This is a genomic window from Pseudomonas syringae pv. coryli str. NCPPB 4273 (assembly GCF_000972175.1).
Classification (GTDB): domain Bacteria; phylum Pseudomonadota; class Gammaproteobacteria; order Pseudomonadales; family Pseudomonadaceae; genus Aquipseudomonas; species Aquipseudomonas syringae.
Window position 1 is genome coordinate 104,347 of the sequence record NZ_AWQP01000019.1, and the last position, 17,356, is coordinate 121,702.

Consider the following 17,356-nt stretch of genomic DNA (forward strand, 5'->3'; position numbering starts at 1 on the left):
TCGTGCCAGCGCGGAGCGCTCATCGGTAGGTGTAGATTATCGTGCCAATGCTCCGCGTTGGCATGCCGTTCCGGACGCTCCGCGTCCTCTGGGTGACGCAGAGCGTCACGAAAGGCATTCCCACGCGGAGCATGGGAACGATCATCGGTAGTGGCTGACTCTCGCGCCAATGCTCAAGTGATGCGTTTGAGGTTCATCGCTTCGAGTGCTGCCACCAGTGCATCGATGTCGTCGAAGGGTTTGAGGTGGATGCGCGGCCAGCGCAGACGCTCGATGTACAGCTTGCCCTCTTCATTGCGCAGCACCGGTGTGTGGTGAACCCAGGTGTCGCGTGCGCGATGAATGATGGTTGGCAGGTTGCCTTCACCCTCCTGCACCAGAAACATTCCCGGCCTGGAAAGGCGGTTTTCGATGCTCGGCAGCCTGACCGGCTGTGACCGCAACACCTCCATCTCCACCCGATAATCAGCTTTGATGTACACCTTGTCATCCGCTATGCCGCCCGAGACGAGCTCCCCCGGATCCAGCGTTACTCCCCTCGAATGCCCCGGTGCCACATCGACGACCCGCAGGCCGATCCCGCCTTGCAGTTCGGCCATGCCCGGCACGACGCCCTGGTAGGTGTTGGAATGGCTGTTGCCGACCAGCGCGATCCACTTGTGCGAGCCCATCACCTCCTGATGCCTGCGGATCGTGCGTGAGGCAAAGTAATTCATCATTTGCTGGCGGATCAGGGACTCATCCTCGGCGATGCCTTTGAGGTGGTAACTGCCTGCGCAATCGATGGCACGAATCTCCAGGCCCTGCTGCCGCGCCTTGATGATCAGCCGCTCGAAGGTGTAGACCCCGTCCGGGTCGGTGTGATGCCCGCGGTCCAGGGTTTTCAGGTCATGCAGCAGGGTTTTGCTCATCTGCCCGGTTTCGAGGAAACGATCCAGGTCCGCCTGATGCAGATCGCTCAGCAGGTGCTCCATGTACAGCGTTTTGACGTTCTGCTGTGACAGCAACGGCAGGTTGTCGATGATCAGCTTTTTGCTGGCGAGCGAAGCGTGCGACTCGCCAATAACCAGGCCTCCGGTATGGCGATACAGGGTTTCAAGCAGCCCGGCAGTGCTTGTCTGCGGTTCGACGGCTGGCAATGTCGGGCGAGGCGGCAGTTGAGCGGCACTGATCCGGGCGGCGTCCTGTTGCAGATTCCTGCGCAGCAGGTCGAATGTATTGCGCACAGTGTCGAGTTCGATGTCTTCAAAAAAATACTCCATATCGAGGCCCTTCTTTTCGAAGTTCGCCAGGCTATGCAGCGTTGTTCGGGTCTCCAGCGGCATTTCGTAGGTGGCATCGGTCAGCGATTGCTGGATGGCCGTCATCGGCCGGTCAACGTTCCAGTCATCGGGCTCCACGCGCAGCCAGGTATCGTTGTCGTCCAGGACAAACCCATACTCGCCGGCCCAGCGCTCACCCTCGGCAATCGCGGCCGGGTCGCCCAGCTCGCGGATCAACAGGTTATCCAGCGCAGTGGCAGGGGGCAGTGGCTTGGCGGGCAGTGCCGGATCGGCAAACGCTACGCTGAAGTCGCAGTGAATCGGCGTGTGTTCATGCGCCCCACCCGCGCCTTGCCTGATGCGGGTTGGCCGGCCGGCGGGGATGTCCTGGATATGCACACTGACGGCCCCCTGCATTTCAGCGATGCCGGGCAGCTGATCGTGGGTCGTGGCCAGCTTCTGGTCGAGCAGCGCTACCCAGCGCTTGGCAGAGGCCGGCTCGATATCGTGGCTGATGAGCTTGTGACCGAAGAAATTGCTCATTTTCATGGCCGCTGTCGGGTCATCGGCAGCCGCCAGCACCGGATGGCCGAGAAACGGATAGCTGATCGATGAACTGAACGGGCGCACCTCGATCCCGTAACGGTGGGCTGTTTTGATCAGGTGGTAGTAATCGAATTCGCTGCTGGCGTTGTTCAGGGCGCCGCGATTGGTCTCTTGCAGGTAATACTTGAGTTCATGAGAGCCGGAGCGACTCTTTTTGCCCAGTTGGCGATACCGGGCCAGCTTGCGCAGGTGTTTGTCGATCAGCAGGTGCTCGATGTAAAGCACCTCGACACGCTGCTCTGCGAGCACGGGCATGTTGAGCAGCAGCAGACGCTTGCTGGCCACCGACTTCGGGGCCTCGCTGAACACCAGCCCGTTAGTGTGGCTGAAGATGTGCTCGATCAGTGTGTCGACGCTGCCGGGCAGGCTGTAGGCGGGCAGGGTCGGCCTGGGTGGAGGCGTGAAGCGGGCAAAAAAGGCCTGGGCGTCCTGATAGAGATTTTCCCTACGCGCCGTGAAGGTCTGGCGCACCTCGGTGAAATACGTTTCGAAATAGACTTCAAGGCCTGCGCCGGTCGGGTCGAAGACTTCCTTGTTGATGACGATGTCCAGGTGCGCGCGCATGCCGCTCGGCATCTCATAGTCGCTCAAGGTGTTCAGCGAGCTTGAGCTTGCGCTGGCTTCCTCAGGTAGCGGTCGATAAGTGCCCGGCGTGTCCAGCCCGCCGCCGCGCAGGCGCTGCCGTTCGACGAGCAGCCACTGGCCCTGATCATTCAGGCGAACCGGCTGTTTGCCGAAGAAGGCGAACGGATTGGCCGGGTCGATGATCTGCCAGCAGCGCCAGTGTGCGTCGTACTGAACCTCGAAGGCCCGGTCTGACAGCTGGATATAGTGTTTTCCATTGATCGCATGCACGCCTTTCGCGTGACCATCGGCGATACGCGGCACGTTATCCAGCGAAATGTCGACCGCCAGGTCAACGCGTAAAGCTGACGGCGCGCGCTGCGCTGCCGGGTGCAGTGGAGGAAGCGGCTGCCAGGCGCCACCGACCTCGCGCGCCGCGAACTGACCGGTTGCCAGCGGTGGTGCCGAAGCGACATGGGGCGCATGGAACACCGCCGCATGCCCGTGGACGTTGGGCTTGCCGAGCAGAAATACCTGCTCTTGCAGCTCTACCGGGTACAGATCCTCGTAACGCGGCAGGGAAGGCTGGCGCTGGAACGAGCGCAACACCGGGGTCGAATGCTGGCCGTTCTCAAGCTGGTGCAAAACGCCCAGTCCTTTCAGGCCCAGCAGCAAATCGCTGCCTGCACCGAGGCCGTTGAACAGTGCCGACAGCATGTAGTTCGTGGCGCGCTCCCGGTCGCCTGCACTCAGCGCGGCAAGTGCCTGCCCGCTGTCATGCAATGAAAGCAGACTGCCCACCGCAAAGCTTGCCGGCGGGAAGGGCAGGGTCAGGGCCGTGGCAATGATTTCGACACTGACCCAGATCAGCTTGGCCAGCATGTCGTGGCGGCCGGTGGTGGTTTCTTCCACATCACGCAACCTGCGCTCCAGTGGCCGGTTGAAGCAGGTATCGGCAACGTCTGAAATGAATGCCCTGGGGATGACCGGAGGCTTGTTGGCGTTGCCTTTCTGCATGTCCCGCAGGAAGAACGACAGGGTCCGGCGCGCCTTGATGCGGCAGCGATCCTTGTAGTAATCGATCATCCCTTCGCTGTTCAGCGAGCTCACGAAGTCGCTGAACAGACGGAATTCGAGGCCGTCAGGTGCCTGCGGCGTATAGAGCAGCGCGGCGTGCCGGATCTGCGTCGGCAAAATGATCAGGCAACCCTGAACGGTTTCGATGTGGGTCAGCAGCGGGCTGGGGATAACCAGTTGATTGACATCGGTCAGTCCCGAGGCGATCAGCGGTTTATCCACATGTATTTGCAGGGGGTAAAGGGGGAAACGCTCGCGTGAGGCCGAGTCGCTCAGGTGCGCGTTATCCAGTGATTGCTTGAGCCAGACATACTGCGCGGGCTCGACATGACCTTTCAGCAGGCTGCGCAGTGCAGCGGCCTTCATCTGCAATTGGGTGATCATCACGCTGCACTGGCGACGGTAGGCATAGCCATCGTTTTTGCTGTTCAGCAGGGTGTTTCTGATCAGCGCAATGTACTCGTCCGCCAGCCACTGGCCGCGTACCGAGCCTGCGACAGCTGCAGGTGACAGCGCGCTCAGGTCGATACCTGGCGGGCCGCTGAACGTGGCGTCGGTGGCTGCTGACGTGCGCAAGGGGTCGATGCTGTCGTTGTAGCCTTGGAGCAGCATGGTGGTGTAGGTCAGCGTTTCGCGCTCGCTGGTGATCACGATCAGGTCAGGGTCTACCGTGCCGGCAGGGACGCCCAGCAGTTTGCCGATCTGCTGGCTGGCACGCTGGTGTACGTAGTCTTGGAACGACTGAACCCTGGTGTGCGGCTGGGCCTGATAGTTGCCGAGCGCGCCACCGATGGCGTGTTCAAGGGCCAGTAATTCCCGACGCTGGGCACGGCTGGCGCGCAGGTACCAGTCCGGGGTATGGCGGGCCTGCTCGGAGAGCAACACGCGGGTCTGCTCGTCGGTAAAACTGCGCAACGCCGTCTCGCAATCGGGGTGATCGATGAATTGCAGAAAGTTCTTTGCAGGCTGGGGTTTCTCGCGAAGGGCCGTGAGTTGCGCTTCTAGTTCCGGGCGGGCATCGACCTCTACCTGATCGAGCAGCCAGGCCGTCATTGCCGGCGATGCTGTCCAGCTAACCACCTCGTGCAGCAGTTGGGTGTCGGTGTCGAAGGCCTTGAAATAGTGCTGCCCAGGCGCCTCGCTGGCGAACATGATCAGCCGCTGCGTCCGGCCTTGAGCGTCCTGCTTGCGAAACACCAGCACTCTGGCCATTACGTTGCGGTCGTTCAGTTTGATCTGCTGCACGCGCACCGTGGGATCAGGCGCACTCGCCGCCGTGCCGGTCAGCGCTGCGACAATGGCAAAATCATCGGGCTGGATATGCCCCTGCATCTTCGCCGCCCAGCCAAGCGTGGTCAGTCGGGTCCGCGCCAGTGCGCGCAGCATCTGCTGGTTGTGTGGCTGCTGATAGGCCTCGCGTTGAAACTTGCCAAACACCGCGCGCAGGTCGAGTTGGTCAATCACTCCGGCAAGGTAGGCCGGGTTCAAGGCCGAGTAGGCGGCGTCCAGCGGTTGGCCATCAAGGGTGATGAGCGTCTGGTCGAGGAAGTCCGAGCCTGCTGCCTCGTCGCCCGGATGCAGACCATAGAGCGCCAGTTCGGTCAGCGGCAGCGTCACGCGGTAGGTCTCGCTCGTCGCTGGCAGCGTGCGACGGGTGTCGATGATCAAGGCCCGCGGGTCCAGATCATGGCTCAGGTCATTGGCCAGGCGCGTGCGCAACTGCATTTCGGCAAACCGCTCCGGCGATGCCGCGCTGCCCAGAACACTCAGCATCGCAGTATGCGCCGCGTCGTAGCGTTGCAGGTGCCGGGCATAGGTCTGCAGATCCGCCGCGCTGGCGATCTTCATCCACTCGGGCAAGTTGCGCTGGTACTGACGTTGTCTGTTGGTCAGTTCCCGCAGCTCGAGCATGGCGGCGGGGCCTAACAGGCCAGGCATGTCGATGGCCTGCTGGATCAGCGACTGACGCTTGAACCGATCCGCTATGCCGGGTTGTTCACAGGCGTAACGGATGTCGTTGCGCTGCTTGTTCAGCAACCGGTCGAACGCGTGAATGAACGGTGCCGTGGTAACGGGCTGCAGTTGCACATCGGCAGCCGTGAAGGGCTCCAGGTACAGGTCGGCGTCCTGAACTATCTTGGCCAGCCGGTCCTGATGCTGTCGTTGCGCATTGCTGAGCAGTGCATCGCGCAACGTTGGCGTGTTGAGCCACTGCGCAAGGGTTGCGACCATTATGGCCGGCGTGGCAAAACCGGTGATGCCGAGCCCTGGCAGCATCAATAACGTGCGCCCCTGATCCTGGGAAATCACCAGCACGCCGGCCATTTCAATCTGTTCGTCATCATGCAGCTGCACCCGCACCGTCGAGTAGGTGAGCGCCGGGCCTTGGGTCTGCTCGGGCGAGTCGGGCAGGCAGGCCAGGTAGCCACTGTCGAGGTCGCGCTCGTGAATCCTGACGCGGGCTTCGTCAAGCATGGCCCGTTGCAAGGCCGGTACGAGGCGGTCGCGGCGGCTTTCAGCGGTTTCGCCCGGGTCCGTCCAGTAGTCGTCGATCTGCTGCAACAGACTGAAAATTTCCAGTTCGCGCTCGGACACGTCAGCGCCGTCGAGGGCGCTCAACAAGGCCTCGCCAGCCCGTGGCAGCGCGTCCAGTTCCCTGGCCAGAAGGGTGCGCAGTTCGTCGAGCCTTTTCAGCGCTGCGGACGCGCCAGGCCAGGTATCGCTGGGCGTCATCGGTACCGGGCTCGGCGTTGAAAGGTTGAAATTCAGAGAGGGTGATGTTTGTGTCATGACAGGCTTTCCATTGCGCCAGGCGCTGAGGTTTGATCGACGGCCTCGGGGGCAGCGACTAAAGGCCTCAATTAATCAGATGCGACGGGCAGCGACGCCTTAGATAAATATGCAGCGTGGCGAAAGAGACGTTTCGTACACCGTCTGGCGGGCCGCCTTGAGTGACATTTCAGCGCGTCGAGCCAATCCTTGGTCATTACGTTATAATCCCGCCCTTTAGCTGCCCTCAGCCCGCTGTGCGGGGGCACACCTTTTCTCGGGCGCCCTGCGCCTGCATGCAGACTAAAGAGGCTAGACACTAGTGGCATTGACGATCCTTGGCCTGTCCGGCGCCCTTAGCCATGATCCTTCCGCAGCGCTTTATATCGACGGCAAGCTGATAGCAGCGGCCGAAGAAGAGCGCTTCGTTCGTGACAAGCACGCAAAGAACCGCATGCCCTACGAGTCGGCGAAGTTCTGTCTGGAACAGGCAGGCATCAAGCCTTCGGACGTTGACGTGGTCGCGATTCCGTTCGCCCCGATCAGCCTGTTCGGCAAGGCCCGCTGGCATTACGCCAAGCGTTACTGGTACGCGCCGGATCGCGCCCTCGATGCGCTGCTGATGGGCAATCGCCGTTACAAGCGCTACCGCAACAAGATTGTCTGGTGCCTCGAGCAACTGGGCTTCGATCCGAAGAAGATCAAGATCGAGCCGGTCGAGCACCACCTGGCCCACGCTTCCAGCGCCTATCACTGCTCCGGTTTCACCGAGAAAACCGCGATCATGGGCATCGACGGCAAAGGTGAGTACGCCACGACCTTCTTCGGCTATGGCGAAAACGGCAAGATCCACAAGATCAAGGAATTCTTCGATCCGGACTCGCTGGGCGGCCTGTACGGCGCGATTACCGAGTTCCTCGGTTTCGAGATGCTCGACGGCGAATTCAAGGTCATGGGCATGGCGCCGTACGGCGATGCCAGCAAATACGACTTTTCGCGTCTGGCGACCTTCGAGAATGGCGAGCTGGTCATCAATACCGAGCTGGCCAACGTCATCGGCCTGCGTCGCTATAAAGAGAACGGCAAGGGCTTCTATTTCTCGCCGAAGCTGATCGAATGGCTCGGCCCGAAACGCGTTGGCGACGTGGCCGATGAACCCTACATTCACTACGCCGCGAGTATGCAGGCGCTGTTCGAAAAGCTCGCGCTGCAGATGATGGATCACTACCTGGGTGACATCCTCAAGGAAACCGGCAAGATCGCTTTCGCCGGTGGCTGTGCGCTGAACGTCAAACTGAACCAGCGCATCATCGCCCGTCCTGAAGTCAAGGAGCTGTTCGTGCAGCCTGCGTCCGGCGATGCCGGTACGGCGGTGGGCGCTGCGGCCTATGTTTCGCACGCCCGCGGTGTGCCGGTCGAGAAGATGGAACACGTCTACCTCGGCCCTGCGTACAGCAACGAAGACGTGATCGCGGCCTGTGCCCGTCACCCGAGCAAGCCGGTCTGGCGCCAGATCGACAACACGCCGGAGCGGATTGCCGAGATCATGGTCAAGGGCAACCCGGTTGCCTGGTTCCAGGGGCGCATGGAATTCGGTCCGCGCGCGCTGGGCGGTCGTTCCATCATCGGTTGCCCGAGCGTCACCGGTGTTGCCGACCGCATCAACCATCAGATCAAGTTTCGCGAGCGCTGGAGGCCTTTCTGCCCGTCGATGCTCGACACCGTCGCCCCGCAGATGATCAAGATCGATCACCCGGCGCCGTTCATGACCTTCACCTTCGAAGTGGCCGAAGAGTGGAAAACCCGCGTTCCGGAAGTCGTCCATGAAGACGGCACCTCCCGTGCCCAGGTGCTCAAGCGCGAATACAACCCGCGTTACTACGACATGATGAAAGCGCTGGAAAACCTAACCGGCAATGGCGTGTCCCTGAACACCTCGCTGAACCGCCGTGGCGAACCGATGATCTGCTCGCCGACCGACGCGCTGAACATGTTCTTCGGCTCGGACCTCGAGTACCTGATCATGGAAGACATCCTGGTGGTCAAAGAGGGCGTCGAGGCTTATGACACGCTCGGTTGAACGTCACGTACTGCAGTTCTGCCACGGCTATGACGGGCCGTTTCTGGACTGCGCGCGGCAATACGCCAGCCTGTTCGCCGGCAAGGGCTATCGGGTCACGACGGTGTTTCTGACCGGTGCCGCCGATCCGGATGTCGTCGCTGACTGCGGTTCGGACGAAGTGCTGTTCATGGAGTACAGCTCCAGTGCCATTCGTGGCCTGAAGCTGGGCGCCATCCGTGACCTGCGCAAGATCGCCGCGACGCGTTCGTTCAGCTTTTGCATCGCGCACCGCTTCAAACCGGTGTACATCGCCCTGCTGGCAACGAAGCTGCCGGTGATCGGTGTGCATCATGCGTTCGGCGATTACCACCGGCGCAGTCGCAAGCTGTTCGCCAACCTGTTTCGCAAGCGCCTGAGCCTGCTCGGTGTTTCCGACGCGGTTCGCGACGACATGCGCAGCAGCCTGCCCAAGTGGCCGGCCGAGCGCATTCAGACCCTGTACAACCGGATCGATGTCGAGCAACTGCAGGGCAGTCAGTTTTCCGCTGAAGATGCCCGCGCAGAGCTGGGCCTGTCGGCGTCGGCCTGGATCGTCGCCAATGTCGGTCGTCTGCATCCCGACAAGGATCAGGCCACGCTGTTGCGCGGTTTTGCCGAAGCGCTGCCCGATCTTCCCGAGAACAGCCAACTGGTGATTCTCGGCAAGGGGCGTCTGGAAGAAGACCTCAAGGCGCTGGCGCTGGAACTGGGCATCGGCCCGCAGGTGCTGTTCCTTGGGCAAGTGCCTGACGCGCGCCGCTACTTCAAGGCCTTCGACGTGTTCGCCCTGAGCTCGGACCACGAACCGTTCGGCATGGTCCTGCTGGAAGCGATGGTCGCCGGTGTGCCGCTGGTTGCAACCTCATGCGGCGGCGCCAAGGAAGTGGTCGAAGACGTTGGCCTGCTGTTCCCGCTGGGTGATGTGCACAGCCTGGCACACGGCCTGGTGCACATGGCCGGCCTCGATGCCGAACAACGTCAGGATTGTGCCGAGCGCATGCTGTTGCGCTTGCGCGAACGTTTTTCCGATCACGCTGTGCGCAATGTCTTCTGGCGTCTGCCACAAGTCTCCAGCCTGACAGCGGGGGCCTGATGCTCAATCGATTCAAGGGCTGGCGCGAGCGTGGCTGGGTGCAGATCGATGCGGCTGCCTACGAGCAGGCCTGGCAGCGGTTTGGCGGCAGCGTCGCCACTCATCCGCTGGTGGTCGCGCGCCTGTCGGCCTTTTCCGGCATCGCTGTGCGTTATCTGGCCTGGGAGCAGGGCGGCGAAGTGAAGGCGGCGATTGCCACCTGGGGGCGCTCGCTGGCGCTGTCCAAGGACGAGCTCAAGCGCCACGGCAAGAAAGGGTTGTTCGACCTGGGTAATGCCGAGCTGATTCTGCCGGTGGCCGATGATATCCAGGTGCCGGTCCGGCATCGGGCCCGCTATGTGTCCTCGCTCAACGAAGGCCGCGTCAGTACCTTCAAGCCACAGACCGAATCCCTGGCGATGGCGCGTACCCCTGAAGAACTGTCCAAGAAATTTCGTTACAACCAGCGTCGTGAGCTTCGCTTGCTCGAAGAGGCCGGCGGTACGGTAAGGCCTGTCAGCGAGTTCAGCAGCACCGAACTGGCGAGTATGTACTGCGATCTGTTTCAGCGTCGCTGGGGCTTCGAAGCGACCGGTGCCCGGCACAAGGCCGAAGTCATCGAACTGTTGCGCGAGCTGCTGATCGGTTCGGTGGTGTTTCTCAACGATGCGCCGATTGCCATTCAACTGGTGTATCGCGTCGAAGCGCCGCAGTGGGTCAGCATCGAGTACGTCAACGGCGGTGTCGATCCCGAAACCCGTGATTTCAGCCCGGGCAGCGTGCTCAGCTTCGTCAATACCCAGTCCGCCTGGGAGAACGCCCGCGCGCTGGGCAAATCACTGCGTTTTTCCTTCGGTCGTGCCGACCGCGAGTACAAGGACCGATGGTGCAACCCCGTTCCGGTGTTCCAGATTTGAGTCGCAAGCAGCAATTGCTCAAACGCCATCGCCGTAACAAGCGGCTGGCGTTGCTGGGTGGGCTGCTCCTGTTGATCGCGGTGGGCGTGCTGGTGGCCTGGTGGCTGGCGCCGCTGCTGGCCGTGTGTGCCTGGGTCGCTCATGAGGCCTGGTTCGCCGATCATCTGTTCTATTCGCCGTCTGACGACTATCAGTACACCTTCGCTGCCGACAGCGAAGTGCCGGGCGTGCGCCTGGATGGCGGCACGTTGCTGATCGACCCCGCTGTGCAACTGAACGGCGACGAGACGCTGATATTGGCGCTGACGGTCAAAAGCACCTGGCTCGGGCGTTTTCTCGACCCTGTGGTCGAGCTGCAAGGTCAGGGCCTCAACGACCAGCAGGCATTCGAGCGCGGCGTCAGCGGTGTGCGTTATCTGAACCTGACCGGGCTGGGCGAGCCGCTGGCCGCAGGTGTGCTGAAACTGCGCGGGCGTTGCTGCCGTCTGGCCGGCACGCCGCGGCTCTGGCTGTTTCGTCAGCCGGATGCGCGAAAACAGCGTGTCATGGTCATCGCACCGCACGCCGACGATGCCGAGCTGGCCGCCTTCGGGCTGTACAGCCAGGCCGAGGAAGCGTGGATCATCACGCTGACCGCCGGTGAGATCGAGGCCGAGCATTATCGGCAGATGGGCATGGAGCGCGCCGAAGCTGCGCGCATGAAAGGCCGCTTGCGGGCCTGGGACAGTATCGCCGTGGCGCGCTGGGGCGGGGTGCCCGAGTCGCAGTGTGTGCAATTGGGCTATTTCTGCCTGCAACTGCCCGCCATGCAGGCTGCGCCGGATACGCCGATTGGTTCGCGCGAGGCGGATCTGACCGATACCCGCCTGTTCCGTCAGTTCAATACCCTGCCATTGCCCGGCGACAACGGCCAGCCGACCTGGAATAACCTGCTCGCCGACCTGCGCGCGCTGATTCTCAAGGCCCGGCCGCAGGTTGTGGTGATGCCGCATCCTGCCATCGACCCTCATCCCGATCACATCTGCGCCCAGGCTGCGGTGCGTGAAGCCCTGTTCGGGCTCGAATGGCAGCCGGACGTGGTGCTCGGTTATGCCAATCACCTGCACGACAACGACCGCTGGCCGATGGGCGATGCCTACAGCGGCATCAGCCTGCCGCCGGTATTCGATGCCACGCTGCCGCTGGTGCCGTACAGCCTTCAATTGTCGGTCGCCGCGCAACGCGACAAGGCCATGGCGCTGGGGATGATGCATGACCTGCTGCCGCCGATGCCGTTCAAGCGCCGTGTGCGCCGTGCGCTGCAGCGCGTTCTGGCCGGTCGCCACTGGCCGGCCGAGGGCGAAAACGAATTCTTCCGCAAGGCGGTGCGACGACACGAGTTGTTCTGGTGCAGCCGTGATCTCTGATTCAGCAGGCGCAGTACTGCAAGGAAAACCATGAAAGTTCTACTGCTGGTCCAGAAAGAGCAGCGTGCGATTCTGGACCGTCTCTACGACGGCATCGCCGCACATTGTGAATGCGAAGTGCGCTGGCTGAGCTCTGCGGAGCAACGCAACCTGCGTGGTTATTTCCGCCGTGAGGTGGACGTCAGCCGCTATGACCGGATCGTGTTTTTCCTGCGTTTCAAGCAGGAAGTGCGTCAGGTCGGCTTCATCCGCACGATTCCCAATCTGGTCATCCTCGAACACGATGCCTACCAGAACTACATTCCGTGCAAATACACCGGCAAGTTCAGCGCGCACTACCGCAAGCTGCCCTGGGCGCGGGTGATCTGTTCGGGGTTCATGGTCAGCGAGCGTCTGCGTCAGGAAGGCTTCGATGCGGTGTTCGTGCCCAAGGGCTATGACCAGAGCCTGCTGCAGTTGCAGGCACGCGAGCGTGACATCGAACTGGCCTTCGTGGGCAGCACCAACAGCGTGGCCTACAGCGGCCGCAAGGCGTTACTGGATGAGTTGGGCCAGGTCGAGAATCTGCTCGTCACGCGGACCAAGTCCGGCGAAGAGTATTGCGACACCCTGAACCGCATCCGTTTTTTCGTCAGTGCCGACGTGGGCATGGGCGAGTACATGATCAAGAATTTCGAGGCCATGGCGTGCGGCTGCGTGCTGCTTGCCTTCGATCAGGGCGCTGAAGAAAACCGCGCGCTGGGCTTCGTCGACATGCACAACATCGTGCTCTATCGCGACATTCCCGAACTTCGCGAAAAGCTGGCGAAATTGCGCGATAACGTCACACTGGCCAGTGAAATATCTCGTAATGGGCAGACTTTGGTCGAGGAACGCTTTACATTCCATGCCCTTGGAAAAGCCATCGTGGACGCCATGCATGCGCCACTGCGCAGCATGCCGGCGGCGAGCTGGATCGATCGCCTGCGGTCACGATTGGGATGGTAGGGAATTATGAATATTCAATGATTGGGAACGAATGATGGTATTCAGCGAAAACAGCGACATTACGCTGGTCGTCACCAGTTGTGGTCGATTTGACCTGTTGAAGCGCACCCTGGAAACGTTCGACCATTTCAACACTGCGCCCATACGCCATGTGCTGATTACCGAAGACTCCGGCGATGACCGGGTTCAGGCCTGCATTCCCGAGCACTGGCACCCGCATACGCGCTTCATCATCAACAACCCCAAGCTGGGGCAGATGCGCTCTGTCGATGCGGCCTATTCGCTGATCGAAACGTCCTGGGTGTTCCATTGCGAAGACGACTGGGATTTCTACCGTCCGCACTTCATCGAAGAGTCGATGACGCTGCTGGAACACGACCCTCAGGCCTTGCAAGTCTGGTTGCGCAGCTACAATCATGATCTGCGTATCCACAGCCCTTACGTTTACCTGAACGAGCGTGAAGTGGTCGAGGGTATCGCGTTTTACAAACTGGGCTCGCACAAGCCGGAATGGCAGGGGTTTTCCTTCAATCCGGGGCTGCGCCGCCTGGCTGATTACCTGCAGCATGCGCCTTATGCCGAACACGGTGGCGAGAAGAAACTTTCACAATTATTCGCCGCGCAAAACCGTTACGCTCTGATTCTGGAAAATGATGCCGTGTTGCACACCGGGTTTGGTGAGCACGTGGAGGTGCCGCAGGAGCGGCTTGATAAACAGCGTCGCAAACGTCGGGATCGCATCAAGCTGATCGTCGCTGTGCTCGCTGGCCTAGTAGCAGGTTGGTTGCTTAATAATGTCAGTTGACCCGATAAGAGTGCCCGGCAGCAAAGTACAGCAGTACTTCACGGCTGCCATCGTCATCTTCCTGCTGAGCTTCATCCTCAACCCCTCAGCCAAGATCACCAATAACCTGTTTTATGCATTCACGGCGCTGCCGGGCTTGTTCTTTCTGATCAAGTACCGAGCCGCTGGCGTGTTTGCCAAGCCTCTGGGCATTGCCTGGGCGGTGTTCATGGCCTGCTTTCTGGTCCCGGCGCTACAGGCGCAGGAGTTCCAGTATTACAAGCACATCATCTATGTCAGCCTGTTTGTCTTTGTCGTGGCGGGGATCACCGACAACGGCTTCTTCAGGCGCGGAGTCTTCGTGCGCAGTATGTTCTGGGCGCTGTGCCTGTACATCCTGCTCAGTAGCATTCACAGCTGGGTGACCGGGCAGTTCGAGTTCGGCCAGCGTGTGGCGATTCTGCCGGGGCGAATGGAGAACGTGATCTACGCCAGTGCCTGGCTGGTCTGCAGCCTTGCGTTGGCCATGCCGCTGTGGGCAAAAGAGCGTCGCTGGGTCGAGGCCGTCTGCGCCGTCTTCGTCACGCTGGTGATAACCGCCTTTGTCGTACAGACACGCACTGCGCTGGTGGGTTGCGCCGTTCTGTTTGCCGTCTGCACCGCCTATTCGCTCTACCGTTTCCCGCTACGCACGATCGTGGCCTTGTTGGCACTGGGCGTCGTGGCGGCAGCCGCCTTCTGGTTCGTCAAGGATGAACAATGGGTCGCCCTGCTGATGGTCAGAGGTGATTCCTACCGCATCGAGCTGTTTGAAATCATGACCGGTGAATGGCGTCGCTGTGGCTGGATGCTGGGCTGCGGTGTGGATTTCTACACGACCCAGACCCTGACGGGCGGCATACCGATCCAGCACCCGCACAATATTTTCGTGTCGCTGGGGCTGTATACCGGTGCCGCTTCGCTGGTGATGTTTCTGGTCGTGATGGCGATGACGCTGTGGGACGCGGTGCGCAACGGCGATGCCTGGGGTCTTTACCTGGTGTGTGCGCTGGTCATGCTTAACTTCGACGGCGGCCAGCTGGTCGGCAATCCTGACGAGCTCTGGGTGCTGGTGCTGTTACCGGCGACCATGGTGCTCGGGCGAGTGGTGCAGACGCATCGACTCAGGCAGCAGCAAGAGCATTAAAAAAAATGGCCGCTTCGAAAGCGGCCATTTTTCATGGGGCAGGTTATTGAACAGCCTGGGCCAGTTCAGAGGTGTCGCAGAGGGTCTGCGCGCTCATGTAGCCATCGAGGAAGGCCGGGTTGCCGTTGTCCAGCAGCCATTGGCGGTCTTCCTGATAACGCAGCATGTGTTTGAAGTTGCGCAAGCGAAGGCTTTTGCGCAAAGCGCGGCGATAGGTTTTCATGTCGGCGATGTCAATCAGGCCGAGGCTGCCTTCCGGCGTGAGGATCACGTTGCCAAGATGGGCCGAGCGAAAGTAGATGCCCTTTTCGTGCAACCCGGCAATGAAGCTTCCCAGTTGCCTGCGCAGCTTGTCGTCGGCCACCGCACTGCCCAGCAGCTGGCGCAGGGTGAAGCCGGCCAGCGGATCATAATGCACGGCATCGCGCTCGATCTCGGCGATGCGGCTGACCGAGCGTATGCGCGGGCAGGGAATGCCGCGTTTGGCCAGCGTTTCACAGTTGTCTGCGAAGCGCTGCGCGTAGGGGTACCAGGCTGCTGAGCTGACAAGACGTTTGCGCCGAAACAGTTTCAGCATGGAGCCGTCACGCAGGCGGAGTACCTTGTCGCCCGTGCCGTCGGCTTCAAGTACTTCGGCACCTTGAACCTGTTCAAGGTAATGGGCGTGGTCAAGCGCTTGCATCGATACTCCGGTTTTTACGCCCTTGGTAATGGACGAGCCGCCTATGTTACCGCAGCAGGCAGCCGCGAAAACCGCTGTGATACAATTCGGCCTCTTTTTAACACGACGGATTCTCATGACAACCTCCGAATCGTCCACAACCTCCAGCGTGAAAATCTATTTCCGCCTGTTGTCTTATGTGCGTCCGTATGTGGGCATTTTCCTGCTCAGCATCATTGGTTTCGTGATCTTCGCCTCGACCCAGCCGATGCTCGCCGGCATCCTGAAATATTTCGTCGACGGCCTGACCAATCCCGAAGCGGTGCTGTTCCCCAATGTCCCTTATCTGCGCGAGTTGCAGCTGTTGCAGGCCGTGCCGCTGCTGATCGTGCTGATCGCCGCATGGCAGGGGCTGGGTTCGTTTCTGGGCAACTATTTCCTGGCCAAGGTTTCCCTCGGGCTGGTGCATGATTTGCGCGTAGAGCTGTTCAACAAGCTGCTGGTGCTGCCCAATCGTTACTTCGATACGACCAACTCCGGTCATCTGATCTCACGTATCACCTTCAACGTCACGATGGTGACCGGCGCTGCCACCGATGCCATCAAGGTGGTGATTCGCGAAGGCCTGACCGTGGTGTTCCTGTTCATCTATCTGCTGATGATGAACTGGAAGCTGACGCTGGTCATGCTCGCGATCCTGCCGTTGATTGCCGTGATGGTCGGCACCGCGAGCAAGAAATTTCGCAAGCAGAGCAAGAAGATCCAGGTGGCGATGGGCGATGTCACGCATGTTGCCTCGGAAACCATTCAGGGCTATCGCGTAGTCCGCAGCTTCGGTGGCGAGTCCTACGAGCAGGCGCGCTTTGCCCAGGCCAGCAACAGCAACACCAAAAAGCAGCTGCGCATGACCAAGACCGGCGCCATCTACACGCCGATGCTGCAACTGGTGATCTACAGCGCCATGGCGGTGCTGATGTTCCTGGTGCTGTTCCTGCGCGGTGAAGCGACTGCGGGTGATCTGGTTGCCTACATCACCGCTGCGGGCCTGCTGCCCAAGCCGATTCGTCAGCTGTCGGAAGTCAGCTCCACGATCCAGAAGGGCGTCGCCGGTGCCGAGAGCATCTTCGAACAGCTGGATGTGGAAGAGGAAGTCGACACCGGCACCATCGAGCGTGAGCGCGTGACCGGCCACCTCGAGGTGAAGAACCTCAGCTTCTTCTACCCGCAGACTGCGCGTCAGGTGTTGAACGACATCAGTTTCTCCGCCGCGCCGGGACAGATGATTGCCCTGGTAGGACGCTCCGGCAGCGGCAAGTCGACCCTGGCCAACCTGATCCCGCGTTTCTACGGGCACGACATGGGCAACATCCTGCTCGATGGCGTCGAGATCAACGATTATCGCTTGCGTAACCTGCGCAGGCACATCGCTCAGGTCAATCAGAACGTCACGCTGTTCAATGACACGATTGCCAACAATATTGCCTACGGCGATCTGGCTGGCGCGCCGCGTGCCGACATCGAAGCGGCTGCCGCTGATGCGTACGCCAAGGAGTTCATCGACCAGTTGCCGCAGGGTTTCGATACCCAGGTGGGCGAAAACGGTGTGCTGCTGTCCGGCGGTCAACGCCAGCGTCTGGCCATTGCCCGCGCGCTGCTCAAGAACGCTCCGTTGCTGATTCTTGACGAAGCCACCTCGGCGCTGGACACCGAGTCCGAGCGGCACATTCAGGCGGCGCTGGACCACGTCATGAAGGGCCGTACCACGCTGGTCATCGCCCACCGTCTTTCGACCATCGAGAAGGCCGACCTGATTCTGGTCATGGACGCCGGGCAGATCGTCGAACGCGGTACGCACTCGGAGCTGCTGGCGCAGAACGGCTATTACGCCCGCCTGCATGCCATGGGGCTGGACGAGCCGGCTCCGGTCGGCGCTGTCTGACCTGACTTTCACCGGGCGGACCCAG

At 60.9% G+C, this 17,356-nt stretch carries 10 protein-coding genes; 8 read left to right on the top strand and 2 right to left on the bottom strand.

All coding sequences use genetic code 11. From position 1 onward, the window contains the following. Positions 1-173: 173 nt before the first annotated feature. Positions 174-6,299: a membrane-targeted effector domain-containing toxin gene (locus P406_RS09555; RefSeq protein ID WP_046236055.1), complete on the bottom strand. Its 6,126-nt coding sequence runs from the start codon at positions 6,297-6,299 to the stop codon at positions 174-176. Between the two features lie 301 nt (positions 6,300-6,600). Between P406_RS09555 and P406_RS09560 the strand changes: the two genes are divergently transcribed. Genes P406_RS09560 through P406_RS09590 form a run of 7 tightly spaced genes read left to right on the top strand, consistent with a single transcriptional unit; the run spans position 6,601 to position 14,731 of the window. Further along, positions 6,601-8,358, top strand: coding sequence for a carbamoyltransferase family protein (locus P406_RS09560; RefSeq protein WP_003431977.1), 1,758 nt, complete (start codon positions 6,601-6,603; stop codon positions 8,356-8,358). Then, entirely contained in the window at positions 8,342-9,472 is a 1,131-nt protein-coding gene (locus P406_RS09565; protein WP_004409426.1) for a glycosyltransferase, read from the top strand. The genes P406_RS09560 and P406_RS09565 overlap by 17 nt, the downstream gene beginning before the upstream one ends. Further along, positions 9,472-10,368 carry an antimicrobial resistance protein Mig-14 gene (locus P406_RS09570; RefSeq protein WP_046236056.1) on the top strand — a complete coding sequence of 299 codons (897 nt, stop codon included), beginning with the start codon at positions 9,472-9,474 and terminating at the stop codon, positions 10,366-10,368. Before P406_RS09565 ends, P406_RS09570 begins: the two co-directional genes overlap by 1 nt. Then, the gene (locus P406_RS09575) at positions 10,365-11,774 is read left to right on the top strand and encodes a PIG-L deacetylase family protein (protein WP_046236057.1); all 1,410 of its coding nucleotides are present in this window, start codon (positions 10,365-10,367) and stop codon (positions 11,772-11,774) included. Before P406_RS09570 ends, P406_RS09575 begins: the two co-directional genes overlap by 4 nt. Before the next feature lie 30 nt (positions 11,775-11,804). Continuing rightward, positions 11,805-12,761: a glycosyltransferase family protein gene (locus tag P406_RS09580; protein ID WP_003414423.1), complete on the top strand. Its 957-nt coding sequence runs from the start codon at positions 11,805-11,807 to the stop codon at positions 12,759-12,761. A 31-nt stretch (positions 12,762-12,792) separates the two neighbouring features. After that, positions 12,793-13,566: a glycosyltransferase family 2 protein gene (locus tag P406_RS09585; protein WP_082100754.1), complete on the top strand. Its 774-nt coding sequence runs from the start codon at positions 12,793-12,795 to the stop codon at positions 13,564-13,566. Beyond that, a complete protein-coding gene (locus tag P406_RS09590) occupies positions 13,556-14,731 on the top strand; it encodes an O-antigen ligase family protein (RefSeq protein WP_046236058.1) in 1,176 nt (391 codons plus the stop codon). The genes P406_RS09585 and P406_RS09590 overlap by 11 nt, the downstream gene beginning before the upstream one ends. Positions 14,732-14,774: 43 nt before the next feature. On the opposite strand, the gene P406_RS09595 is transcribed toward P406_RS09590, so the two are convergent. Then, a complete protein-coding gene (locus tag P406_RS09595) occupies positions 14,775-15,413 on the bottom strand; it encodes a BUD32 family EKC/KEOPS complex subunit (RefSeq protein WP_046236059.1) in 639 nt (212 codons plus the stop codon). Between the two features lie 115 nt (positions 15,414-15,528). On the opposite strand from P406_RS09595, the gene msbA reads away from it, so the two are divergent. After that, complete coding sequence (gene msbA, locus P406_RS09600; protein ID WP_046236060.1) at positions 15,529-17,331, top strand: lipid A export permease/ATP-binding protein MsbA; 1,803 nt, start codon at positions 15,529-15,531, stop codon at positions 17,329-17,331. Positions 17,332-17,356 lie beyond the last annotated feature (25 nt).

Excerpts from the sequence above, each read along its gene's own strand:
- P406_RS09565 (WP_004409426.1), top strand. The coding sequence starts at position 8,342 with ATGACACGCTCGGTTGAACGTCACGTACTGCAGTTCTGCCACGGCTAT.
- P406_RS09595 (WP_046236059.1), bottom strand. The coding sequence starts at position 15,413 with ATGCAAGCGCTTGACCACGCCCATTACCTTGAACAGGTTCAAGGTGCC.
- P406_RS09570 (WP_046236056.1), top strand. The coding sequence starts at position 9,472 with ATGCTCAATCGATTCAAGGGCTGGCGCGAGCGTGGCTGGGTGCAGATC.
- P406_RS09590 (WP_046236058.1), top strand. The coding sequence starts at position 13,556 with ATGTCAGTTGACCCGATAAGAGTGCCCGGCAGCAAAGTACAGCAGTAC.
- P406_RS09585 (WP_082100754.1), top strand. The coding sequence starts at position 12,793 with ATGATGGTATTCAGCGAAAACAGCGACATTACGCTGGTCGTCACCAGT.
- P406_RS09555 (WP_046236055.1), bottom strand. The coding sequence starts at position 6,299 with ATGACACAAACATCACCCTCTCTGAATTTCAACCTTTCAACGCCGAGC.
- msbA (WP_046236060.1), top strand. The coding sequence starts at position 15,529 with ATGACAACCTCCGAATCGTCCACAACCTCCAGCGTGAAAATCTATTTC.
- P406_RS09580 (WP_003414423.1), top strand. The coding sequence starts at position 11,805 with ATGAAAGTTCTACTGCTGGTCCAGAAAGAGCAGCGTGCGATTCTGGAC.